General features: G+C 70.2%; 1 protein-coding gene and 1 pseudogene. Both read left to right on the top strand.

What is annotated here, in order from left to right:
• A pseudogene (locus tag AB0C29_RS40695) lies at nt 1–479 on the top strand (hypothetical protein); the annotation flags it as partial.
• Between the two features lie 84 nt (nt 480–563).
• Entirely contained in the window at nt 564–2,945 is a 2,382-nt protein-coding gene (locus AB0C29_RS40690; protein WP_360832363.1) for a phosphoketolase family protein, read from the top strand.
• Nucleotides 2,946–3,151 lie beyond the last annotated feature (206 nt).

Below are 3,151 nucleotides of genomic sequence, written 5' to 3'. Positions count from 1 at the left end.
AAGCGGTCTGGCCCTGGCTGGTGCAGATGGGCAGCCACCGTGGCGGCGCCTACACCTACGACTGGATCGAGAATCTGTTCGGTCTCGACATGCACAGCGCTGACCGCATCCTGCCGCAGTTCCAGCAGCTCGCCGTGGGTGATGTGCTGCCGCTCGGTGCGGACGGGCCGGGCCTGCGGGTGGAGATCTGCGACCGGCCCCGCACGCTGGCCTTCCGCTCCGCCGACGGGAGCTGGGTCTGGATCTTCGGGCTGGCCGCCGACCGGGGCGGGACCCGGCTGGTGAGCCGCAACCGGATCGCCCTGCCCCGCTCGCCGGGCCGGCGGCTGGTCAGCCGGGTGGTGCTCGAGCCGGGCAGCCTGATCATGGAACGCAAGATGCTCACCGGCATCCGGGACCGCGCCGAGTCGAGGGCCGAAGGTCCCGCCGGCGACGTCCGTCGTCCTCTGAGCGCGGTGATCTCCGCGCCCCTAGATTGAAAAACGACCCAGTCAGCAGTCAACGGAAGGAACACCGTGACCGCCGTATCGGAACACCAGGCCGGCACCCGCGACGACGAGCTGGTGCGCGCCCTCGCCGCTCCGGACGACACGGAGATCGCCCAGCTGGACGCCTGGTGGCGGGCCAACAACTACCTGACCATCGGCCAGATCTACCTGGGTGGCAATCCTCTGCTGCGTGAGCCGCTGGCGCCTGAGCACATCAAGCCGCGGCTGCTCGGGCACTGGGGGACCAGCCCGGGCCTGTCGCTGATCTACGCGCACGTGTCGCGGCTGATCCGGCGTACCGGTCAGCAGTCGATCTATCTCGCCGGGCCCGGCCACGGCGGCCCGGCGCTGGTCGCCGCCGGGTATCTGGAGGGCACCTACAGCGAGATCTACCCGGACGTCGCCCAGGACGAGGCCGGCATGCTGCGGCTGTTCCGGCAGTTCTCCAGCCCGGGCGGCATCCCGAGCCACGTGTCGGTGACGACGCCGGGCTCGATCCACGAGGGCGGTGAGCTGGGCTACGTGCTGGTGCACGCGTTCGGCGCCGTCATGGACAACCCCGACCTGCTGGCTGTCGCCGTGGTCGGTGACGGTGAGGCCGAGACCGGCCCGCTGGAGGGCTCCTGGAAGGGCGTCTCCTTCATCAACCCCGCCCGCGACGGCGCGGTCCTGCCGATCCTGCACCTCAACGGGGCCAAGATCGCCGGGCCGACCGTGCTGGCCCGCAAGGACCCGGCCGAGGTGCGCGCGCTGCTGCAGGGCCACGGCTACGAGATCATCGAGGTCGAGGGCGAGGACCTGCCCGGCATGCACTACCGCTTCGCCGCCGCCCTGGCCGAGGCCTGGGGCAAGATCCGGGCCATCCAGCGCTCGGCCCGTGACGGCGAGTGGGACGGCACCCGGCCGCGCTGGCCGCTCATCATCCTGCGCTCGCCCAAGGGCTGGACCGGCCCGGCCGAGGTCGACGGCGTCAAGGTGACGGGCACCTGGCGCTCGCACCAGGTTCCGCTGTCCGGTGTCCGCGACAACCCGGAGCACCTGGCCATCCTGGACACCTGGCTGCGCTCGTACCGCCCGGAGGAGCTGTTCGACGCCGACGGCGCACCGACCGAGCTCGTACGGGCCCTGCCCCCCGAGGGTGACCTGCGGATGAGCGCCAGCCCGCACGCCAACGGCGGCCGGCTCACCGAAGACCTGGACATCCCCGACTTCCGGGACTACGCCGTCGAGGTGCCGCGTCCGGCGGCCCAGCACGCCGAGTCGACCCGCAAGCTCGGTGAGCTGATGCGCGACATCTACGCGCGCAACCCGTACAGCTTCCGGCTGTTCTGCCCGGACGAGACGAACAGCAACCGCCTCGGTGCCGTCTTCGAGGTCTCCGACCGCGGCTTCATGGAGCACGTCACGGACGAGGACGTCAAGATCAGCCGGGACGGCCGGGTGATGGAGGTGCTGTCCGAGCACAACTGCCACGGCTGGCTGGAGGGTTACACGCTGACCGGCCGGCACGGCATGTTCGCCACCTACGAGGCGTTCGCGATGGTCAGCGCCTCGCAGACGGTCCAGCACGGCAAGTGGCTGCAGGAGGCCAAGAACCTGCCGTGGCGGGCCAAGGTGCCCAGCCTGAACGTGCTGCTGACCTCGACGGCCTGGCGCAACGACCACAACGGCTTCTCGCACCAGGGCCCCGGCCTGATCCAGGTGGTGCTGACCCAGCGCGGCGACGTGGCCCGGGTCTACCTGCCGCCGGACGCCAACACGCTGCTGTCGGTGGCCGACCACTGCTTCCGGTCCCGCTCGTACATCAATCTGATCGTCATCGACAAGCAGCCTCAGCTGCAGTTCCTCACCATGGACGAGGCGATCGAGCACTGCGCGCGCGGCGCGGGCATCTGGGAGTGGGCCGGCACCGACGACGGCAGCAGCGACCCGGACATCGTGCTGGCCTGCGCCGGTGACGTGGTGACCATGGAGACCGTGGCGGCGGCCCAGATCCTGAAGGAGAAGCTGCCCGGACTGAAGGTCCGGGTGGTCAACGTGGTCGACCTGATGACCCTGGTACGCCCGAAGGACCACCCGCACGGCATGAGCGAGACGATGTTCACCGAGTTGTTCACCGACACGGTCGACGTGGTCTTCTCCTTCCACGGCTACCCGGGCGCCATCCACCAGCTGGTGCACGGCCGCCCCGACGCCGACCGGTTCCGGGTCCGTGGCTTCATCGAGCAGGGCACGACGACCACGCCGTTCGACATGACGGTGCGCAACAAGGCGTCGCGCTACCACCTGGTGATGGACGCGATCAACAACGCCAGGCGGCTGCCGCGCGGGGCCAGCGACCTCAAGACCTGGTGCGAGCAGCAGCTGGCCAGGCACGAGACGTACGTGGTGGAACACCTGGAGGACATGCCCGAGGTCCGCGACTGGACCCTGGGCGACTGGGCCCAGCAGGGCTGACCCGGTCATCGCGGGCGGCGGCATCGGCTCCGGCCGGTGCCGCCTTCCGTGCAATGGGACGTTCGGCTCTGGTCTGTCCGCGCGAACGGATCCAAGATGGTGCCGGGAGGTGATGGCGACGATGATCTTCATGGTCCTGCTGACGATCACGCTGGCGGCCATCGTCGTGGCGACCGCCTGGGCGGCCGTCCGGAGCGCGGACCGGG

The sequence above is a fragment of the Actinoplanes sp. NPDC048791 genome (assembly GCF_040650095.1).
GTDB lineage: Bacteria > Actinomycetota > Actinomycetes > Mycobacteriales > Micromonosporaceae > Actinoplanes.
The sequence above is the reverse complement of the archived record's forward strand: the minus strand, read 5'-3'. Positions and strand labels throughout refer to the sequence as shown.